General features: G+C 40.3%; 16 protein-coding genes. 13 read left to right on the top strand and 3 right to left on the bottom strand.

What is annotated here, in order from left to right; genetic code table 11:
• Nucleotides 1–332: 332 nt before the first annotated feature.
• A complete protein-coding gene (locus K2F26_RS24805) occupies nt 333–10952 on the bottom strand; it encodes a Calx-beta domain-containing protein (RefSeq protein ID WP_246605362.1) in 10620 nt (3539 codons plus the stop codon).
• Between the two features lie 874 nt (nt 10953–11826).
• On the opposite strand from K2F26_RS24805, the gene K2F26_RS14080 reads away from it, so the two are divergent.
• Together K2F26_RS14080 and K2F26_RS14075 are read left to right on the top strand one after the other, a co-directional pair.
• The gene (locus K2F26_RS14080; protein WP_220608334.1) at nt 11827–13050 is read left to right on the top strand and encodes a molybdopterin molybdotransferase MoeA; all 1224 of its coding nucleotides are present in this window, start codon (nt 11827–11829) and stop codon (nt 13048–13050) included.
• 304 nt (nt 13051–13354) lie between these two features.
• Nucleotides 13355–13498 carry a type II toxin-antitoxin system HicA family toxin gene (locus tag K2F26_RS14075; protein WP_220608333.1) on the top strand — a complete coding sequence of 48 codons (144 nt, stop codon included), beginning with the start codon at nt 13355–13357 and terminating at the stop codon, nt 13496–13498.
• Between the two features lie 148 nt (nt 13499–13646).
• Here the strand turns inward: K2F26_RS14075 and K2F26_RS14070 are convergent, their stop codons facing one another.
• Together K2F26_RS14070 and K2F26_RS14065 are read right to left on the bottom strand one after the other, a co-directional pair.
• A complete protein-coding gene (locus tag K2F26_RS14070; protein ID WP_220608332.1) occupies nt 13647–15233 on the bottom strand; it encodes a B12-binding domain-containing radical SAM protein in 1587 nt (528 codons plus the stop codon).
• 493 nt (nt 15234–15726) lie between these two features.
• On the bottom strand, nt 15727–16509 hold the full coding sequence (locus K2F26_RS14065) for an RAP domain-containing protein (protein WP_220608331.1): 783 nt from the start codon (nt 16507–16509) through the stop codon (nt 15727–15729).
• A gap of 176 nt (nt 16510–16685) precedes the next feature.
• Between K2F26_RS14065 and K2F26_RS14060 the strand changes: the two genes are divergently transcribed.
• From K2F26_RS14060 to K2F26_RS14010, 11 genes are all read left to right on the top strand, one after another.
• Entirely contained in the window at nt 16686–16979 is a 294-nt protein-coding gene (locus K2F26_RS14060; protein WP_220608330.1) for a DUF433 domain-containing protein, read from the top strand.
• Nucleotides 16976–17320, top strand: a complete 345-nt coding sequence (locus K2F26_RS14055) for a DUF5615 family PIN-like protein (protein ID WP_220608329.1) — start codon at nt 16976–16978, stop codon at nt 17318–17320. The genes K2F26_RS14060 and K2F26_RS14055 overlap by 4 nt, the downstream gene beginning before the upstream one ends.
• Nucleotides 17313–17675 (top strand): nucleotidyltransferase domain-containing protein, encoded by a 363-nt coding sequence (locus tag K2F26_RS14050; protein WP_246605361.1) that lies wholly within the window; start codon nt 17313–17315, stop codon nt 17673–17675. Before K2F26_RS14055 ends, K2F26_RS14050 begins: the two co-directional genes overlap by 8 nt.
• Before the next feature lie 27 nt (nt 17676–17702).
• On the top strand, nt 17703–18293 hold the full coding sequence (locus K2F26_RS14045) for a hypothetical protein (RefSeq protein ID WP_220608328.1): 591 nt from the start codon (nt 17703–17705) through the stop codon (nt 18291–18293).
• Nucleotides 18294–18308: 15 nt separating this feature from the next.
• Complete coding sequence (locus K2F26_RS14040) at nt 18309–18569, top strand: PAP/fibrillin family protein (protein WP_220608327.1); 261 nt, start codon at nt 18309–18311, stop codon at nt 18567–18569.
• Between the two features lie 321 nt (nt 18570–18890).
• Complete coding sequence (locus tag K2F26_RS24800) at nt 18891–19178, top strand: PIN domain-containing protein (RefSeq protein WP_246605360.1); 288 nt, start codon at nt 18891–18893, stop codon at nt 19176–19178.
• 2 nt (nt 19179–19180) lie between these two features.
• Complete coding sequence (locus K2F26_RS14030; RefSeq protein WP_220608326.1) at nt 19181–19345, top strand: hypothetical protein; 165 nt, start codon at nt 19181–19183, stop codon at nt 19343–19345.
• A gap of 18 nt (nt 19346–19363) precedes the next feature.
• Entirely contained in the window at nt 19364–19570 is a 207-nt protein-coding gene (locus tag K2F26_RS14025) for a hypothetical protein (protein ID WP_220608325.1), read from the top strand.
• A complete protein-coding gene (locus K2F26_RS14020; RefSeq protein ID WP_220608324.1) occupies nt 19560–19949 on the top strand; it encodes a type II toxin-antitoxin system VapC family toxin in 390 nt (129 codons plus the stop codon). The genes K2F26_RS14025 and K2F26_RS14020 overlap by 11 nt, the downstream gene beginning before the upstream one ends.
• Nucleotides 19950–20442: 493 nt before the next feature.
• Nucleotides 20443–21978, top strand: a complete 1536-nt coding sequence (locus K2F26_RS14015; protein WP_220608323.1) for a Ycf46 family AAA ATPase — start codon at nt 20443–20445, stop codon at nt 21976–21978.
• A 208-nt stretch (nt 21979–22186) separates the two neighbouring features.
• Nucleotides 22187–22678: an SH3 domain-containing protein gene (locus K2F26_RS14010; protein ID WP_220611880.1), complete on the top strand. Its 492-nt coding sequence runs from the start codon at nt 22187–22189 to the stop codon at nt 22676–22678.
• Nucleotides 22679–22730: the final 52 nt, after the last annotated feature.

Raw genomic sequence — 22730 nt, 5'->3', positions numbered from 1 at the left:
GAAGCAAAGGCGCAAATAAAAAAGAAACTTATTATCGCTCCCCCCTTTTGAAGGGGGGTTGGGGGGACTCACAAGGGTAGGTTTTTTACATTGTCGTGAGGGCAAGACTTGGATGACTTGGAAGGACAGTGGACAAGGGAGGAAAACCGTACAAAATCAGATGCTCTTGGTAACCAAAAAACTCCGTTAAAATATTGGTGTGCGTATCAAATCTTCCTTGTCTACCTTCCCTCCTTGTCTTCCAGGTCCTGCCTTCACAGTTAATATTAAAAACCTACCCCTGTGAGTGGGGGGGATCTGAATCTACAAGCGAAAAAATAAAAAAGAAAAAACTAAGCAATCAAAGTAAAATCGCTACTAGCAAGAGTAATATCAAGATTGCCTAAACGGGCAAACTCAAACACCGTTCCTGTACCCAAAATATTACCATCCTGGTTATAGAATAAACTGCCAGTGCTTTGACTATAAACAATTCGAGCAGCATTTGCATTAACTAAATCATCATCAGTGACAACTCCAAAATCAGTGAAAGTTTCTCCTACATTATTAGTAATGGCATTAAATGTTGTTTTACTCAGTGCAATTTTGTCTTGTCCTTGATCAAATTGGGTAATATAATCAACACCTAAACCACTACCAAACACCCCATTACCTTGGAAGCGATATTGATCATTACCAAGTCCACCACCGAGAATATCATCACCCAGTCCTCCCCACAGTGTATCATTTCCTGCTAAACCTTGCAGTTGGTCATTACCATCACCACCAATAAGCAGGTTATCAAGAGTATTACCTGTTAAACGGTCATTTCCTGATCCACCAGTGGCATTTTCAATGACATTGTTAGCAGAAAGAATGAGTTTGAGATTACTATTGACAGTTTGTGATGTGATCACACCCAAATTAACATTTACACCAGCAGTCGTGCCAGTAAAGTCAATAGTATCAGTTCCCCCAGTTGTTATTTCTGTAATTGTGTCAGTTCCTAAAGCAGAATTGGCTACAAAACCATAAGTATCATTACCATTTCCACCTGTCAGAACGTTATTAGCACTATTACCTCTGAGGACGTTATTACCTGCATTACCCGTACCATTGATAGTAGCTGTTCCCGTGAGAGTCAGATTTTCCACACCTGCGGGCAAAGTTGTGGTAGCAGAAGCAGTTAGGGTATCAGTAATAGTTGTGGTAGCAGTGGTTTTAGTTCCTAAACTGGCATTAGTGGGAGAACTCAGGGTGACTATAAAGGTTTCATTGGCTTCATTGATAGCATCATTGATAATGGGGATAATGATATTTTGACTGGTAACACCAGGGTTAAAGGTCAAAGTTCCGGTTATAGTGGTATAATCTGACCCTGCTATAGCTGTACCGTTACTAGTTGCGTACTGTACAGTGATCGTTTGGGTACTGGCAGCAGACAGGGTAACGGTATACTGGACGTTCTGAGGACTGGTTGTACCTTCAACTATTGTCTGGTCTGCATTTAGGTTAATGGTGACAGACGGTGGAACATCATCATTGGTAATAGTTCCCGTGACTGCTGTGGTTGTACCAATGGTGTAACCTGTACCCGCAACTAATGTTAAGGCTACTGTTTCATTATTTTCAAATGTGGTATCTGCTGTGGGGTCTATTGTTAAGGTTGCTGTAGTTGCACCCGCAGCAAATGTAATTGTTTTTCCTGTTCCTGGTGTTGCACCTGTATAGTCTGTACTAGCTGCTGTTCCAGCGATGTTGTAGTTGACGGTTAAGGCGTTGGTAATGTCATCTGTTCTGGTAAATGTGTAAACCAGATTGGCTGTTCCATCTTCTGTTACTGTATCAGGAGATACAGCTAAGGTAATAATGGGGAAATCATCATTGGTAATAGTTCCCGTGACTGCTGTGGTTGTACCAACAGTGTAACCTGTACCCGCAACTAATGTTAAGGCTACTGTTTCATTATTTTCAAATGTAGTATCTGCTGTGGGGTCTATTGTTAAGGTTGCTGTAGTTGCACCCGCAGCAAATGTAATTGTTTTTCCTGTTCCGGGTGTTGCACCTGTATAGTCGGTACTGTCGGCTGTTCCAGCGATGTTGTAGTTGACGGTTAAGGCGTTGGTAATGTCATCTGTTCTGGTAAATGTGTAAACCAGATTGGCTGTTCCATCTTCTGTTACTGTATCAGGAGATACAGCTAAGGTAATAATGGGGAAATCATCATTGGTAATAGTTCCCGTGACTGCTGTGGTTGTACCAATGGTGTAACCTGTACCAGCAACTAATGTTAAGGCTACTGTTTCATTACTTTCAACTGTAGTATCTGCTGTGGGGTCTATTGTTAAGGTTGCTGTAGTTGCACCCGCAGCAAATGTAATTGTTTTTCCTGTTCCTGGTGTTGCACCTGTATAGTCGGTACTAGCTGCTGTTCCAGCAATGTTGTAGTTGACGGTTAAGGCGTTGCTAATAACTCCAGTTCTGGTAAAGGTATAGACGAGGTTGTTTGTACCGTCTTCAGTGACACTGCTGGGACTAACTGCCAAAGTCACTGTAGTATCATCGTTGGTAATAGTTCCCGTGACTGCTGTGGTTGTACCAATGGTGTAACCTGTACCAGCAGCTAATGTTAAGGCTACTGTTTCATTATTTTCAAATGTAGTATCTGCTGTGGGGTCTATTGTTAAGGTTGCTGTAGTTGCACCCGCAGCAAATGTAATTGTTTTTCCTGTTCCTGGTGTTGCACCTGTATAGTCTGTACTAGCTGCTGTTCCAGCGATGTTGTAGTTGACGGTTAAGGCGTTGCTAATAACTCCAGTTCTGGTAAAGGTATAGACGAGGTTGTTTGTACCGTCTTCAGTGACACTGCTGGGACTAACTGCCAAAGTCACTGTAGTATCATCGTTGGTAATAGTTCCCGTGACTGCTGTGGTTGTACCAACAGTGTAACCTGTACCCGCAACTAATGTTAAGGCTACTGTTTCATTATTTTCAAATGTAGTATCTGCTGTGGGGTCTATTGTTAAGGTTGCTGTAGTTGCACCCGCAGCAAATGTAATTGTTTTTCCTGTTCCGGGTGTTGCACCTGTATAGTCGGTACTGTCGGCTGTTCCAGCGATGTTGTAGTTGACGGTTAAGGCGTTGGTAATGTCATCTGTTCTGGTAAATGTGTAAACCAGATTGGCTGTTCCATCTTCTGTTACTGTATCAGGAGATACAGCTAAGGTAATAATGGGGAAATCATCATTGGTAATAGTTCCCGTGACTGCTGTGGTTGTACCAACAGTGTAACCTGTACCCGCAACTAATGTTAAGGCTACTGTTTCATTATTTTCAAATGTAGTATCTGCTGTGGGGTCTATTGTTAAGGTTGCTGTAGTTGCACCCGCAGCAAATGTAATTGTTTTTCCTGTTCCGGGTGTTGCACCTGTATAGTCGGTACTGTCGGCTGTTCCAGCGATGTTGTAGTTGACGGTTAAGGCGTTGGTAATGTCATCTGTTCTGGTAAATGTGTAAACCAGATTGGCTGTTCCATCTTCTGTTACTGTATCAGGAGATACAGCTAAGGTAATAATGGGGAAATCATCATTGGTAATAGTTCCCGTGACTGCTGTGGTTGTACCAATGGTGTAACCTGTACCCGCAACTAATGTTAAGGCTACTGTTTCATTATTTTCAAATGTAGTATCTGCTGTGGGATCTATTGTTAGTGTTGCGGTACTTGAACCTGCTGCAAAGGTAATGGTTTTGCCTGTTCCGGGTGTTGCACCTGTATAGTCGGTACTGTCGGCTGTTCCAGCAATGTTGTAGTTGACGGTTAAGGCGTTGCTAATAACTCCAGTTCTGGTAAAGGTATAGACGAGGTTGTTTGTACCGTCTTCAGTGACACTGCTGGGACTAACTGCCAAAGTCACTGTAGTATCATCGTTGGTAATAGTTCCCGTGACTGCTGTGGTTGTACCAACGGTGTAACCTGTGCCAGCAGCTAATGTTAAGGCTACTGTTTCATTGGCTTCAAATGTAGTATCTGCTGTGGGGTCTATTGTTAAGGTTGCTGTAGTTGCACCCGCAGCAAATGTAATTGTTTTTCCTGTTCCTGGTGTTGCACCTGTATAGTCTGTACTAGCTGCTGTTCCAGCGATGTTGTAGTTGACGGTTAAGGCGTTGCTAATAACTCCAGTTCTGGTAAAGGTATAGACGAGGTTGTTTGTACCGTCTTCAGTGACATTGCTGGGACTAACTGCCAAAGTCACTGTAGTATCATCGTTGGTAATAGTTCCCGTGACTGCTGTGGTTGTACCAATGGTGTAACCTGTACCAGCAGCTAATGTTAAGGCTACTGTTTCATTATTTTCAAATGTAGTATCTGCTGTGGGGTCTATTGTTAAGGTTGCTGTAGTTGCACCCGCAGCAAATGTAATTGTTTTTCCTGTTCCTGGTGTTGCACCTGTATAGTCTGTACTAGCTGCTGTTCCAGCGATGTTGTAGTTGACAGTGAGGGGATTGGTGGTAATTCCCGTGCGGGTGAAGGTGTAAACTAGGTTGGTCGTTCCATCTTCGTTCACGCTGCTAGGTGTTACAGCTAGGGAGATTTTGGGTAAGTCATTCTCACTAATTTCGACAATGCCTCGGTAGGAACTATAATTATTGGGGAAATCATTCCAAAGACCTGCTCCTGCCCAATTTATTCCTGCATAATCTTCATCACCATAGTTATCTGGTTGACCACTACTCCAATTAGTGTATTGAGAAGTTTCCCCACTCACCCAGACAAATTGACCTTCTTGGGCTGCATCATTATATCCAATCCAGAACTGTTCCGAACCACCGAAGGTATTAACTAAATACTGGTTTTCTGCTGCATTATTAATTGTTACCAGATTACCACCCATTGCCTGAGCTTGAGCTTGGGCATCTGTCCAACTAGCAGCAGTGGTCAGGTAATAAGTTGAAGGGGGAGCAATATTAACAGTGGCACTAGAAGCACTACCAGGGGTGTAACCTGTACCTGTAGCAACAGTCAGGATGGCTGTTTCTGTACCTTCAATGAGGCTGTCATAAATGGGATTTATGGTGACGGTAGCGGTGCTACTTCCGGCTGCAAAGGTGACAGAACCAGTTAAGCTGCTGTAGTCTGTACCATTGGTAGCAGTTCCGCTGAGGGTGTAATTTACCGTTAGGGCATTGGTAGGAGTTCCGGTTCTGGTGAGAGTGAAAACACCAGGATTGGCTGTAACTCCTGTCGCGGTTTCGGCTGCATAGGCATCAGTGGCACTGACAATAACTACTACCCCAGTTGTAGCGGGAGTTGCCGGAACGGACAACTGATTGCCGTTAGTATCGAATACGGCTATGTAGCCATCAGTTCCACCCTGATTTGTGTAAGTGGGGAAACTGCCATAGGTGCGACCACTAACGTATATATTGCCCTGATTATCAAGAGTTAAAGCTGTGGCATCATCATCTGAGGTTGTTCCAAACTGTTTCACCCAAACTTGAGTACCACTTGTGTTGTATTTAGCAATGAAGCTATCCCAACCGCCTAAACTGGTATTACCTGCAAACGTGCCATAGGTTTGACCAACTACATAGATATTACCTGCACTATCAGTTTTAACTGCTCGGAGATAATCTGTAGAAATTGTACCAAACTGTCTAACCCAGGCTAAAGTTCCAGTAGAACTGTATTTAACTAAGAAGCCATCTTCAGAACCTTTATTAGTGTTACCAGCAAAAGCGCCAGTGGTGTATCCAGTCACATAAATATTACCTGCGCTATCGCTGGCAACACCAGTGGAATATTCGGTACTACTTGTACCAAGTTGTTTCACCCAGGTTTGTGTACCATTGGTGTCATATTTGCTGACAAATATATCTGCACCTCCCTGGTTGGTACTACCAGCAAAACTACCATAGGTATAGCCTGTAACCAAGATAGTATTACTGCTGCCATCAAGAATGACGCTGGTTGCTTCTTCGTCAGAACTTGTACCAAATTGTTTCACCCAAGTTTGTGTACCATTGGTGTCATATTTGGCAATAAAAGCGTCATAAGCTCCTTGGGTGGTATTGCCAGCAAAAGTACCCCATGTTCGACCTCCAACATAGCTGTTGCCACTACCATCAACACTGATACCATAAGCATAATCATCAGCCGCTGTACCAAATTGTTTTACCCAGGCTTGTGTACCGTTGGTGTTGTATTTGGTAATAAAAGCATCAGAAGATCCCTGAAGGGTACTACCTGCAAAACTACCATCTGTATAACCGGTGGCGTAGACGTTACCTAAACTATCGTTACCTACACCATAGGCGTAATCATTGCCAGTTGAGGTGAATTGTTGATACCAGGTTTGAGTGCCATCAGGGTTATATTTGACAATACCTGCATCAATGTTACCGTGATCATAATCGTAGCCGTAACCAGTTCCGTAGACATTACCTGCACTATCGTTGCTGACACCCTTAAGATAATCATCATAAACTCCACCATCCTGTACTGGCCAGGGATTAGTTGAGGTTGCAACTTGTAAAGTATAGTTGGCATTATTCCCAGCAGCAGCTCGGAAGACTTTCACGTAATATGTTCCCGCCTCAACTAAAGAACTTACAACTTCATCAGCAGTTCCAGTTTTAATACCTTGGGCAATAGTACGACCTAAGCCGTCAACTAACCAAACATTGGCATTAGATGTCAAATTGGTAAGTTTAAGTTGGACATTACCGGCTGTGGTGACATTGAAGCGATAAAAATCAAATAGGTCTGTATCATCTACAGAGTCTGACACTGATTGAGAAACGTAGGGTATAATCGCTCCTAAGTTCTGAACTTGGTCTACTACTTCTAAAATTAAGTTCTTACCTGTGGAAGTAGGCGCAAAGGCTAAACTGCTGCTAATATCTATGCCTTCAATGCTGTTAAAGCTCTTGGTTGTGGCAGAACCATAGGTTAAAACTGTAAATTTAGTACCAATAGTGGGTGTAAAGCCACCTGTTAAATTCAGTTTGAGGATACCACCAATATCTGCTGCACCAGTAATTGCTAATTTATCAAAGGTGGTGGCACTGCTTAATTCTAAGTTGAGTGTTCCTGTACCGCTTTGGCTGTAATCACCAGCAATATTTAATGTACCGATGGTATTACCAGGATTGATTTGACCACCACTATTATTAACATTACCTGTGATGGTTCCGATTCCTGTGAGGTTTCCACCTTGTAGGTTCAGGGGACTAGAAGCATCAAAGGTGAGACTACCACCACTGAGGCGAGTTGTTCCGGCAGTTTGAGTATAACCACCGATAAATCTTAACTTCCCTTTCTTAACGTCAACTGTACCTGTATTGTTGAAGAAACCGCTAATGTATGATTCATCAGTAGTTGTACCATTGGATTTGGTGAGAGTACCAGCATTATTGAAGGTGGCGTTAGAGTAAGAATGAAAATCAGCATCATCTTGTAAGTCAATGGTTCCTGTGCTGGTATTGTTCCAAATTGCGTTGTTAGTACCGTTCAAATAGCCAGTACCTGTCCAGATTGTTGTCCCTGATGTTTCTAGGGTTGTTCCATCTAGGGTTTGATAACCACTCAGGTTTAATGTACCACTGACTGTCTTTTTCCCTGTACCGCTTAGTGTGCCTCCTCCACTCCAGTTGAGTTTGTTAGAAATGGTTAAAGCACCTGTTCCTGTGAGGTTTCCTCCTGTTAAGTTGACAGGGGAAGACCAGGTAGAAGGAGCATTAACTGTAACTGTTCCACTTTCAATGTTGAAGTTACCCGCACCAGTAATACTATTGCCTGTATCAAAGTTGTAGGTGTTGTAATAACCACTAATTTTTAATGTCGCTCCACTATCAATACTGAATGCACCGCTATTACTTCCCCCACCCTCAAGGTTTAAAGTTCCTTTCTTAACATTAACTGTACCTGTGTTGTTGAAACCGAAGCCTACAGAGGATGCATCTGTCGTTGTACCGTTGGATTTGGTTAAAGTTCCTGCATTATTGAAGGTAGCTGGATTTCCATTGTAGTTGTAGTAAAAATCAGCATCATCTTGTAAGTCAATAGTGCCAGTGCTGGTATTGTTCCAAATTGCGTTGTTAGTACCGTTTAAATAGCCAGTACCTGTCCAGACGGTTGCACCCGATGTTTCTAGGGTTGTTCCATCTAGGGTTTGATAGCCACTCAGATTTAATGTACCACTGATGGTCTTTTTCCCTGTACCGCTTAATGTGCCTCCACTCCAGTTGAGTTTGTTGGAAATGGTTAAAGCACCTGTTCCTGTGATTGTTCCACTGGTTAAATTGACAGGAGCAGACAAAGTAGAGGCAGCGCCAATATCCAGATTTCCCGAATTATTGACGAAAACTGCTCCTGAGTAGTTAAAAGCAGGAACAATTTTGACTGTAGCATAACTAACAACAAAATTGCCAACTCCAGTAATGTTAGTGCCTGTATTGAAGTTGTAATCAGCAGCACCATTGATGTTTAATGTCGCTCCTGCATCAATACTGAAACTACCAGTATTAGTTCCTCCTGAATACAGAGTTAATGTCCCAGCCTTAACTTGGACTGTACCTGTGTTGTTGAAGAAACCATCAATGTAAGATTCATCAGTAGTTGTACCATTGGATTTGGTGAAAGTCCCGGCATTGTTGAAGGTAGCTTTATTTCCACTGTAGCTGTAGTGAAAATCAGCATCACCTTGTAGGTCAATAGTGCCAGTGCTGGTATTGTTCCAAATTGCAGCGTTGCTAGTGTATAATGCTCCATTACCAGTCCAAACTGTTGTTCCTGAGGTTTCTAAAGTTGTTCCATCTAGGGTTTGATAGCCACTCAGATTTAATGTACCACTGATGGTCTTTTTCCCTGTACCGCTTAATGCGCCTCCACTCCAGTTGAGTTTGTTAGTAACATTGAAAATTCCTGTAACTGTTCCACCTTCAATGTTAAAGTTACCAGCACCAGTAATACTATTACCTGCATCAAAGTTGTAGGTGTTATTAGTAATTTTTAATGTCGCTCCACTATCAATACTGAATGCACCGCTATTACTTCCCCCGCCTGAAAGGTTTAATGTTCCTTTCTTAACTTGGACTGTACCTGTGTTGTTAAAACCGAAACCTATAAGGGATTCATCTGTAGTTGTACCATTGGATTTTGTGAGAGTACCAGCGTTGTTGAAGGTAGCAGCAGTAGAGTAATAATAAAAATCTGCATCACCTTGGAGGTCAATAGTGCCAGTGCTGGTATTGTTCCAAATTGCATTGTTAGTACCGTTCAAATAGCCAGTACCTGTCCAGACGGTTGCACCCGATGTTTCTAAAGTTCCATCTAGGTTTTGACTCCCGCTCATGCTCAGGTTTAATGTACCACTAACGGTCTTTTTCCCTGTACCGCTTAATGCGCCTCCACTCCAGTTGAGTTGGTTGGAAATGGTTAAAGCACCTGTTCCTGTGATTGTTCCACCATTGGTTAAATTGACAGGAGCAGACAAAGTAGAAGCAGCGCCAATATCCAAATTTCCCCAATCATTAACGAAAACTGCTCCTGAGTAGTTAAAAGCGGGAACAATTTTGACTGTAACATAACCAACAACAAAATTACCAACTCCAGTAATGTTAGTGCCTGTATTGAAGTTGTAATCAGCATTACCAGTGATTATTAATGTCGCTCCTGCATCAATACTGAAATTACCAGTATTAGTTCCTCCTGAATACAGAGTTAATGTCCCAGCCTTAACTTGGACTGTACCTGTGTTGTTGAAGATGCCACTAATGGAAGAATCACCTGTAGTTGTACCGTTGGATTTGATCAGAGTACCGGCATTATTGAAGGTGGATAGATTTCCATACCATTGATAAAAATCAGCATCACCTTGGAGGTCAATAGTGCCAGTGCTGGTATTGTTCCAAATTGCTCCGTCGGCAGTGTATAATATTCCACCATTACTACTCCAAACTGTTGCACCCGATGTTTCTAAGGTTGTTCCACCTAGTAGGTGACCGACGCTCAGGTTTAATGTACCACTGACGGTCTTTTTCCCTGTACCGCTTAATGTGCCTCCACTCCAGTTGAGTTTGTTGGAAATGGTTAAAGCACCTGCTCCTGTGATTGTTCCACTGGTTAAATTGACAGGAGCAGACCAAGTAGAGGCAGCATTAACTGTAGTTGTTCCACTTTCAAGGTTAAAGTTACCCGCACCAGTGACACTATTGCCTGTATTGAAGTTGTAATCAGCAGTGATTCTTAATGTCGATCCTGCATCAATACTGAAACTACCAGTATTAGTTCCTCCACCATTCAGATTTAATGTTCCTGCCTTAACTTGGACTGTACCTGTGTTGTTGAAGAGTCCACTAATGTAGGATTCACCTGTAGTTGTACCGTTGGATTTGATCAGAGTACCAGCATTATTGAAGGTGGTTTGATTACCAGTCCATTGATAAAAATCAGCATCATTTTGTAGGTCAATAGTGCCAGTGCTGGTATTGTTCCACATTGCAGCGTTGGCAGCATATAATGCTCCATTACCAGTCCAAACTGTTGTTCCTGTGGTTTCTAGGGTTGTTCCATCGAGAAAATATTGATCACCACTGAGGTTTAATGTACCACTGACGGTCTTTTTACCCGTACCGCTTAATGTGCCTCCACTCCAGTTGAGTTTGTTAGAAATGGTTAAAGCACCCGTGCCAGTAAGAGTGCCAGAAGTCAGATTTAAAACACCATTATTGCTAACGGTACTCGCGCCATTCAATGTTAAGGTATTACCATTGGTGAGAACGAGGGTTTGGATGCCCGTAGTTGTACCAAGAGTTAAACCAGTCAGTGTTCTGTCGATATCTAAGAGAACATTGTAAGTTCCAGCGATGGTGATTTGAGCTATATCTGCCGAACCTGGTATAGTGCCTGGATTCCAGTTTGCAGAAACGTTCCAGTTACCATTAGCAGGGTTTTTCCATGAAATAGTAGCCATTAAGTAAATTCTCCTAAATGTTTAACAAAGTATTTTGGGTGTTTTTACTGTTAAAGTCAGGATGAGTGCTAAGTATTTTTACAGTATTGAAGGATTTAAGTAATCAGGTAAAATGTTACTAACCCAAGTTGCTAGTTGAACCGTAAGCTTTTTTCAACCCCTTAAATACCCCTAAAAAAGGGGATTTTGATGAATTGACCGCTTTTATAAGCGGGTAAGGGGAATCTAATCGAGATATAAACCAGGATATTTAAGGCAGGATATTTGTAATTAGATTACATTATTATGTAGTAATAATCATTATAGCACAAGTTGGGACAAATTAATACTTTAAGAATAAAAATTTTAGCTATTCTGATCAGCTATCTTATGGACGGTTTTAATAAATGGTTTTTATACAAGTTTATATACAGACTAGTTGTCTATGAAGTGGCAATTAATTTTTTTAATAATTGCAAAGTACGCAAAGTACACAAGAGCAAATAGTTGATAGACCTGTCCGGTCATTACATAAGCGTTGTTTGAAACCCTTGTAGAGACAATTCATGAATTGTCCCTACATTCATTTTTACCAAATGTCTACCGTGTTGACTTTTTCTCCCGATCATACAGCACTTTCCGGTGTAATGAGGTACACTATAGGCGGGCAAGACTTGTACTGAGCGGTTAGTGAGCGCAGTCGAGCTATGTCGAAGTATGTCCACCCCACAAGAGTTTTATTATTATGATTTGTACCTCATAGCAACGAAATCTGCTGTAACTGTTGCTGTATAGAAGTTTAATAGTAATATTAGTAACATTAAATTATTCTGTATTTAAAACTTACACAACTCTAGATTAAAATAACCAAAACTATCATCTATTAACTATAACTATGCTGTCAGTCAGAGATGCAGAAGCTACTATTTTAAATGCTGTAAAACCGTTGGATAACCAGCTAGATGTGGAATTTGTTGATTTATTAATGGCGAATAATCGCATTTTAGCAACTCCTATGATCAGTTCCCTGGATTTTCCCCACTGGGATAACTCGGCTATGGATGGTTATGCGGTGCGTTATGCAGATGTGCAGTATGCTAGGGCGGATAAACCTATTGTTTTGCAGGTTGTGGAAGAAATTCCGGCTGGGTATAAACCTCTAGTGACAATTAAACCAGGACAAGCTGCAAGAATTTTCACCGGTGCAATGATGCCCGCTGGTGCGGATACTGTAGTTATGCAGGAAAAAACCCACCGTCAGGAAAATCAAGTGTTTGTGTTTATTGCGCCTCAACCCCAGGAGTTTGTCAGACACAAAGGGGACTTTTATCAAGCGGGAAACGAACTTTTACCGGCTGGTATTCCTTTAACTGCGTCTGAAATTGCGGTTTTAGCGGCGGCTGGACGTGAACAGGTGGATGTGTTTCGTCGTCCCCGTGTGGCTATTTTATCAGTTGGCGATGAGTTGGTGATGCCGGAACAATTGCTAAAACCTGGGCAAATTGTAGATTCTAATCAGTATGCTTTAGCTACTTTGATGCGGGAATTGGGGGCAGAAGTGTTACTGTTAGGAATTATTCAGGATGATCCGACAACTTTACAAGAAATTATCGATTATGCGATCGCTAATGCTGATATAGTTATTTCTACTGGTGGTGTATCTGTGGGCGATTATGACTACATATATAAAACTTTAGCTTCTTTGGGAGCAAAAATTCATTTTCGTTCTGTACAAATGCGTCCCGGAAAACCTCTGACTTTTGCAACTTTCCCTAAGAAGTTATACTTTGGTTTACCAGGAAATCCTGTTTCGGCTTTGGTGACTTGTTGGCGGTTTGTGCAACCTGCAATTAAAAAAATGACGGGACTGGCTAAAGGTTGGGAAAGTAAATTTGTGAAAGTTAAATCTTCATCAGAATTACAATCTAATGGCAAGATGGAAACTTATATTTGGGGTAAGTTACATCTGGTAAATGGTGTTTATCAATTTCAAAAAGCTGAAGGTAATTATAGTTCAGGAAATTTAATTAATTTAGCTCAAACTAATGCTTTAGCTGTGTTACCTGTAGGTAAAACTTTTGTTTATCCAGGGGAGGAAGTTTTGGTTTTACATTTATAAATAGGAGTCAGCAGTCAACAAGGGTTTAGTAATGCTAAACCCTACTGTAAATGAAAACTGAAATGATATAATTGAATAGTAACCGAGTTTAAGGGGTCAAGTATATGCAAAAAATTTTACTCTCGAATACTGGTTAGATGATAGCTGGTATGTAGGAAAATTAAAAGAAATTCCGGGAGTATTTAGTCAGGGAAAATCATTAGAAGAGTTAGAAGAAAGTTTAGAAAATCATCCTCAAGCGCAAACTAAAGAAATTTGGGTTGATGTGGCGTGAAACGAGGAAATTTTATTAGAGAATTAGTTGATGCAGGGGTGCTATTTAAAACGTCATGGGCAGAAACATGATATCTATATTAACCCTATTAATGGAAAACAATCGCCTGTACCACGTCATCCAGAAATCGAAGAAAGTCTCTGTCGTTTAATCAAAAAACAGTTAGAAATTTAAAGAGGTAATGCTTTTGAAAGTCTTTTTTTGATGGTTAGGAGTCAGGAGTCAGGAGTCAGGAGTCAGGAGTCAGGAGAAAGAATTAATTTTTTACCTTATTCTCTATTCCCTTCTTACTGTCACCTGTCACCTGTCACCTGTCACCTCGTTAAGCTACTACTTTTTCCTTTTCTGGAACATCTGGAACATAAGGTTTTTCTGCACCTTGGGCTACATAAGCAGCTAACTGACTTTCAATTTGATCGCGCACAATTTGCCGATATTCTAAAAAGTGTTCATTATGGGCGCAAGCTGCTAAATAATGTTCAGCAACTCCGGGATTATGTTTGATGATACTAAACAAATGATGCCAGAATTTCCACCGGGTTTCGCGTTTTATTCCTTGTCTCCAAATGACTATTAACAGGGCTTTAATAACAATCAATTCCGGCCATTTAAAAGGTGCTTTCCATTTAGGTGAACCCATCATTAAAAAACAGCGATAGGTACGATCTAAATATTTCACCGGATCATATAAAGTGCAGAAAGCCTCAATATATTCCCGTGCAATATCTTCTAAAGGACGAGTAGGAATAAAGTTCATCAAAGTGGTTTGATTAATATTCCCATCTTGATTTTCTCGTAGTCGTCCTTCTTTTGTTAAACGATGCCATAAAGCAGTATTTGGCAATGCTTGTAACATGGCAAAAGTAGTAGAAGGAATAGCAGCTTGTTCAGCAAATCTGACAATGCGATCGCCCGCACCAGATTTTTCTCCATCAAAACCAATGATAAACCCAGCCATTGGCCGCAGTCCAGCTTTAATAATACTTTGTACTGCATCAGTTAAAGAACTGCGGGTATTTTGAAACTTCTTCGTTAGCTGTAAACTATCTTCATCTGGGGTTTCAATTCCCAAAAATACCGCTGCAAAACCAGACTCAACCATCAATTCCATTAACTCTGGATCTTGCGCCAAATCAACAGATGCTTCTGTATCAAAACGGAAAGGATATTGATGTTCAGCCATCCAAACTTTTAACTCTTTTAGCAATAATTTCACATTACGTTTATTGCCAATAAAGTTATCATCAACCATGAACACACCACGCCGCCAACCCAACTCATAAAGATAATCTAATTCTGCTAAAAGTTGTGCAGGGGTTTTGGTTCTCGGTTTGCGTCCATATAAAACAATGATGTCGCAAAATTCGCATTGGAAAGGACAACCCCGCGAAAACTGCACAGACATCATATCATAGGCATCAAATTCTAATAAATCAAACCGGGGAATAGGTGTAGTTGTCACATCTGGTTTTTCAGTGGCGCGGAAAACACCAGATTTTTCACCTCTTTTTACCGCTTCCACAAACATCGGTAAAGTGATTTCCCCTTCATCTAAAATCAGGAAATCTGCACCAGCTTCTTGTACCTCATGGGGTGTAGAAGTGGGATAGGGACCACCTAAAGCTACCAACTTACCCCGACGTTTTGCTTCCCGGACTTGATCTAATAAATCTTGTTTTTGGACAATCATAGCCGAGAAAATGACTATATCTGCCCATGCCCATTCTTCTTCTGTTGCTGGGCGAATGTTACGATCTACTAGCTTAAACTCCCATTCTTGGGGTAGGATAGCCGCGACAGTGACTAAACCCAATGGTGGTAAGAGAACCTTTCTATCTACGAGTTGTAGGATTTTTTCATAGGACCAGAAGGTTTTGGGAAATATTGGATAAACTAGCAAGACACGCATAGTATCACCCCTCACGATTTATTTTGTGATCTAACTGTAACTAAATTTAGGACTGATTGACGTTTTTATATGTTGCTATGTTGTTTTTGTCTGAATCAGGATGTCCAGGATTTAAGGATTTACAGGATGAAGACAGCGATTTGATCATCAATTACCCATTGGTTACTGAGTAAAGTCGAAGTACCAACCTCAATTAGATGACTAGCAACTTGAGTCAATATCGGAATCCGGTTTGATTTTTGTATCGCTTACGGAAGGCGAAGCCGTCAAAGCTAAAACCGGAATACAACCAGCGTCTACATATCTAAAGCGATTTTCAGATACATGAACCAAATTTTCTTGTCTCGCACAAAGGTGCAAAGACGCAAAGAAATAGTGAAAACAAGAGTGTAATTTATACAAGGTGAAGTCTTGCAACAAGCACATAAAAAGTGCGTTACTGCTCAAGCTGATTGCAAGGTTGCTGAATTTAGGTAATATTTTTATATTTGATCTAGTAAATATCTGTAAAATCATGATACCCTTCGCTGTAAACAATGTCACCAAATATTTCTTGAAAGAAAAAGTAAAACTTTTTAAGTTTGTCTTTTTTTTCAGGGAGGTTTGTTAGATAATTAATTTCGCTATTGCCTATTCTGAAAACTTTAAAACCTTGTTTTCTTAACCAACGATCTTTTTTCAAATGTTCAGCATATTTATCCTCAGATAAGATATAAGAATCATTATCCTTATCATAATTAGCATAGTGAGAACGACCATCTATTTCAACTATAACTAGATTATTTGTGCCAAACTTAGGACTTTTGAAAACGAAGTCTACTATGTAAGGTTTTTCGTTTATACGTCTTTGTTCTTTACAGGAATCCCAATTTATATATACTTTCGGAATTAGAGCAGGAAGAAATGAACAATGTTCTTCACTTTGAAGACATAATTCACAGTAAAGCTCAAAAAAAGCTCTTTCCGCATCAGATTGTGGATGACAGTAATTCCTCAGCATAGTCCAAAGGCGATCACAATACTTGTCAAATATAGTGAAAGGATACGGATCTTTAATTATATTTTGGTGATAAATTTCTGTCTTATTACAAAGCTCATGTAATTTTGAATTAAAAATATCCCGCCAAGTTATTGGCAAGAGTTCTTCTTCTATCTCAAAAAAATTAACACCACTCAGACGTATATCTATGCTTCCATCTGCATGAACATCAAACCCTTCATACCAAGGAATTGGTTTATTTTCATTACTTACTCCGTATAATATCTGTTTCTTCATATAAGGTTGAAATGATTAGACTACTACTGTACTTGCATTTAATTATAAAGTCAAAAAATATAACGCTCCAATCGGTTGACAAATATTAACGAAGCCAATTGAGTGCGATGCCTGCGGGGAAGCGATCGCATAAGATAAACTAGAGAAAACATCAGACTACTTGAGCAACTTTTCTTATGTTTGCTGAAACATCCTCAAGATATGTAACACGCAATCCTGAAATTTTAGGTGGAGAACCAATTATTACAGGTACTCGTACATCTATCCGTGCTATTGTTGGTCTATGGCGATTAGGAATTATGCCAGAAGAAATCCCTAATCATTTACCGCATTTAACACTAGCACAAGTATTTGATGCCTTGAGTTTTTATCTAGATCATCAAGCAGAAATTAATGATTATATTGAACGAAATCAAGTACCTAATGAATTGGTACATCCTGCTGTAAAAAATACAATAGGTTCAATATGACTATTTTTGCAGCACTTTATATAGATGAGGATATGTCCGCATTAGTGGCCACCCTTTTGCGTTCTCGTGGTTTGGATGTGACAACTGTTCCTGAACAAGCAACCCTGGGAAAAACTGATCGTGAACAGCTAGAATTTGCCACTTCTCTAGGTAGATGTATCCTCACCCATAACCGAGTTGATTTTGAAAGATTGCATCTTCAATTTATAGAGGAAGAAAAACAGCATTTTGGAATTATCGTTGTCCCTCAGAAAAATGCTTATGAAATTGCACAACGGGTTGGCATTTTGGTCAGTACTTTAATGGCTGATGAAATTCAAAATCAGCTATTGTATGCCTAATTATTGTGAAAAAATACATATCGCCCTCATCACCATGAATATTAACCTTCAGCCTATTCTGACTCGCCTAAAAACAAAACTAACTAACCTGTATGGCGATCGCCTAAAAAACCTCACTCTCTTTGGTTCTCAAGCGCGTGGTGATGCAGAACCCGGATCAGATATAGATGTGCTGGTAGTGCTTAAACCTCCCGTTAACCCAGGTGAAGAAATTAAACGCACAGGAAAAGCGATCGCTGATCTTTCCCTAGAATATGATATTGTTATTAGCTGTCTTTTTATGGATGAAACCCACTATCAAACCCGCAATGGTTCATTACTCAGGAACATCCGTAAAGAAGGCGTTTTACTATGACAGATGAACTTTACCCTACCAAATACTATGAGTGATATAAACAGAATAGACACAAACGCTTATGTTACAGTACAGGGACAATATGCTGTAGTCAATGAAGGTTCTAGCTACGGAATTATCAATATTCATACAAAACAGGTGATAGCCCGTAATATATTATCTTTTCTGGATTGTGTCAAAACCCTAGAATATATCGTTGGTAAAGCTGAAGTTCAAAATTCAGAACCAATTCAAACATCTGCGTTTATTGATGAATCAGATATTTCTAATATATCAAATCAGGGAGAAATTAATTCTGAAAATAAAAAACTGGATGAGTTAGATTTAGCTCTAGTCAGAAGTATAGCCTCTTATTTTGAAGAAATGACTGGGAAGATAAGACGGTATCATCAAGATCATCATGCCTCAAAAGAAGAAGCAGATGTGATAGCAAACTATTACTTAAAAATTGCGGCTGTTATTAAGAATATTCAAACTCAACAAGATGTAAAAAAACTGATTACATCTATAGAAACCCTCAAGGAAAAGGTTAGTCGCTACGAACATGAAAGCTATAAATACCGTTGGTCTACAGGTTTAGAAAAAGAAGTGCTAGTGAAATTAAGGAAAATGAAATAAACCATCAATGACTACATGAAAAGACTTTTTCATCAATCTTATATTCTGATAGTCTCGGAGAGCGATCGCCATCTTGCCAAAATCAAACGATATTATCAAGTTACCAAAACCAACAAAAAATCTCTCTCAAACTCTCTTACCTTCGCTTCCTTCGCTTTTACCCTTCGGGAACGGGAGCATCCCAATTTTGAAAAAATAACCGCAGCAACACCAAAAACTCTCTTAAACTCTCTTACCTTTGTGTCCTTTGCGTTCTTTGCGGTTCATTCATATTAGGACTTTGTAGCAATTCAAAGATTACCAAAAAATCAAATTACACATTTGGGATGCTCCTTCGGGAACTGCTTCGCAGAAAGTGGTTCATTCCTTCTTAACCTTGATAACTTTTAGTAATTTCCCATGAGAGAAAGTGTTTACATTGAAACCAGTATTTTAGGACATTTAACCGCCCGACCAACAAACAACCTAATTCTTGCAGCTAACATCAAGATTACACAAGATTGGTAGAATGATCGTAGAGAGTCATTTATTCTGTATGCATCCGAACTGGTAGAGGATGAAGCAGCTAAAGGAGATCAGGCGATCGCCACTGCAAGATTGAATTTATTAGAATCATTAACATTCCTAGAACTTACAGAAGAAACTCTACAACTAGCAGAATTATTTATCAACAAAAGCAATCTTCCGCCAAAAGCATCGAACGACGCTATACATATTGCATTAGCCACAGTTTATGGTTTAGATTATCTGCTAACATGGAACTGTAAGCATATCGCCAACGCTCAAATTCAAAGGAAGTTATCACAAATTTGTGCTGAAATTGGCTATGATTTAGCAATCATTTGTACACCTTATGAATTGATAGAATCAAACTTGGAGATGTAATTATGTACCAAAATGAAATTGTAGAAGAGATTGAAAAATATAGAGAAGAATATGCTAAATCATTTGGATATGATTTAAAAGCAATTTTTAAAGATTTACAAAAAAAGCAGTTTGCACACAAACATAAATTGGTAAAACTGCCCATTAATCGCAAATTAAACAAATAGTTTTAGAGGTTTAAATATATGACCAACCGTGAACAACTAATCCAAGAACTAGAAGAAACTCCTGATGATATTGTGCAACTTTTACTAGATTATTTACATCGTGTGAAAGCTACACGCAAAGAACATCCCTTAGCTAAATTTGCAGGAATTTTAAGTGATGCAGAAGCAGCAGAGATAAAACAGTCAATTGCTGAATGTCGGCAGGTAGATAAAAATGAGTGGTGAAATTGCTTTAGATACTTCTGTTGCAGTTCGTTTTTTAAATGGCGACACAGCAATTATTGAAAGAGTATTGGCTTTACCAGAAGTTATTTTACCTTTAGTAGTAGCCGGAGAATTGTTATTTGGGGCTGAAAATTCATCTCGTCCATTGCAAAATTTACCTCGTTATTTAGAGTTTATTTCAAATTGTACAGTTGTACCTTTAGGAATAGAAACAACCGCTATCTATGCTAGAACTCGGTTACTATTAAAACGTAAAGGTCGGCCAATTCCAATAAATGATATTTGGATTGCTGCTCAATGCTTGGAAAAGGGATGGATATTAGTTACAGATGATACGGATTTTGACTATGTGGATGATTTGGTATTGGAGCATTGGTAAGTGGTAAAGCAATACCTATTTCTTAGGTCCCGTAAGGGATACGAGTACCGTCAGGGATACGCTATTAAACCTGCAATGGTTCATTACTCAGGAACATCCGTAAAGAAGGCGTTTTGCTATGACAGATGAACAACGGGAACTCCTGCTCAAAGCTCAACAGAGTTGAGAAACTGCAAAACGATAATATAAACTATCACCCACATCCGCCTGAGATTGAAATCTCAGGCTAATAGCAAAAGTCGTCTCAAGACGACTGAGAAAATATTGAATTTTTGAGAATTATTTTAGTCGGTTTTAACCGACTTCCGTTATGAGACTGGGAATTCATTCCCAGACGGATCTGCTTCTCTCCTCCTTAGCGCCTTTGCGCGAAACAAAACTATTGTACTCTTCCTTCGCTTCCTTCGCTTCTACCCTGCGAGAACACCTCCGGTGAACGTGGTTCATTACCTTAAAAATAGGAAAATAACAAAAATTACCAAAAACCGAAATCATGAACTTCCGCGAAGAATTTAAACTCCTCCTCCGCGCCCGCTACCCCCTCATTTATATCCCCACCTACGAAGAAGAAAGGGTAGAAACTGCTATCCGCGAAGAAGCGACAAACCAAGGAAACCGCCCTGTTTATACCTGGGATTTTGTGGATGGTTATCAAGGCAACCCCAATGATACTGGCTTTGGTAAACGCAACCCCCTCCAAGCATTAGAATTTATTGAAAAATTACCCCCTTCTGCCCCAGCAGTGTTAATTCTTCGGGATTATCACCGCTTTTTAGAAGATGTGGCGATCGCTCGCAAACTTCGCAACTTAGCCAGACTCCTGAAATCTCAACCGAAAAATATAGTTTTATTATCCCCACGCATCGCTATTCCCGACGATTTAACCGAAGTGTTAACCGTGGTGGAATTTCCCTTACCCGCAGCACCGGAAATAAAAACCGAGGTAGAACGCCTATTACAAGCCACTGGTAACGCACTTTCCGGTAAATTTATTGATGACTTGGTGCGTTCCTGTCAAGGTTTATCTATGGAACGGATACGCCGAGTTTTAGCCAGGGCGATAGTGCTACGCACCGCTGACGCGAACGCATCCCACGGAGAATTGCAACCAGAGGACGTTGATTTAGTTTTGGAGGAAAAACGCCAAACTATCCGCCAAACCCAAATCCTGGACTTTTATCCGGCAACTGAGCAAATATCTGATATTGGGGGACTGGATAATCTCAAAGATTGGTTAATTCGTCGGGGTGGTTCATTTACAGAACGAGCGCGACAGTACGGATTACCGCATCCCCGTGGTTTAATGTTGGTGGGGATTCAAGGAACTGGTAAATCTTTAACAGCAAAGGCGATCGCCCATCATTGGCATTTACCCCTATTACGCTTAGATGTCGGCCGCTTATTTGGTGGTTTAGTCGGTGAATCAGAATCTCGCACCCGGCAAATGATTCAAGTTGCCGAAGCCCTTGCACCTTGTGTATTGTGGATTGATGAAATTGACAAAGCCTTTTCTGGGTTAGGTAGTAAAGGTGACGCGGGAACAACTAGCCGGGTATTTGGGACATTTATCACTTGGTTAGCAGAAAAAACTTCACCCGTTTTTGTCGTTTCCACCGCTAACGATATTCAAGCTTTACCCCCAGAAATGTTAAGAAAAGGGCGATTTGATGAAATTTTCTTTGTCGGTTTACCCACCCAAGAAGAAAGAAAAGCCATTTTTACTGTACACTTATCCCGCTTGCGTCCCCATAACCTCAAAAGTTATGAGATTGATCGGTTAGCTTACGAAACTCCCGATTTTTCCGGTGCAGAAATTGAACAAACGTTAATTGAAGCCATGCACATTGGTTTTAGCCAAAATCGTGATTTCACAACTGATGATATTTTAGAAGCGGCTAGTCAAATTATCCCTTTGGCGCGAACTGCGGTAGAACAGATCCAAAAACTGCAAGAATGGGCAGCAGCGGGGAGAGCGCGTTTGGCTTCTAAGCATAGTTCTTTGAGCGATCGCCTCCGGCGCACTACGTGAACGCATTCAATGTCAAATGTAATAATATTTTGCTGGTGACTGGGGAAGAAGGTGACAGGTGACAGGGAACAGGTGACAGTGAAGAAGAACTTTCTATGATTTCTGACTCCTTGATCTCCTGACTCCTTGATCTCCTGACTCCTTGATCTCCTGACTCCTTGATCTCCTGACTCCTTGATCTCCTGACTCCTGACTAAAATATATGAAAATAATTTCCGGCTTTTTTAAACTTATACTTGGTTTTGTATTAGCGATCGCAGTTTTATTAGGAAGCGGACTCACAATAGCTCTCTATTTTGTTAATCGTACCGCCATTCCTCCCGAAAAACCTATGTTTGCTAATGATAATCCTCAACCTAAAGTTGACAAACCAAAAGTCACTCCGGTAAAAGCTACATCCACCTCTAAACCTACTCCTACTAGCAGTCCTAAGCCTAGTCCTAGTCCTAGTCCTACTCCCACTGAATCACCTGATACCTTACCACCAGGAGCTTATCAAGCTATTGTAACTTGGCCGCAAGGTTTGAGTATGCGAGATCAACCAGCCTCAGATGCACAAAGTATTGGTGGTGTTGGTGGTAATCAAAAAGTGATTATCTTAGAAGAAAGCGCGGATAAAAATTGGCAAAAAATTCGCATTGCAGGTACTGATCAAGAAGGTTGGGTTAAAGCTGGTAATACTAAACGAGTGGAAGAATAATTCTTGATCTTTAGGGAACAGGGAACAGGGAGTTCACTTTCAATTTGATCAT

It is taken from the genome of Sphaerospermopsis torques-reginae ITEP-024, assembly GCF_019598945.1.
GTDB lineage: Bacteria > Cyanobacteriota > Cyanobacteriia > Cyanobacteriales > Nostocaceae > Sphaerospermopsis.
Note: the sequence above shows the minus strand (reverse complement) of the source record. Positions and strands in the feature narration are given on the sequence as shown.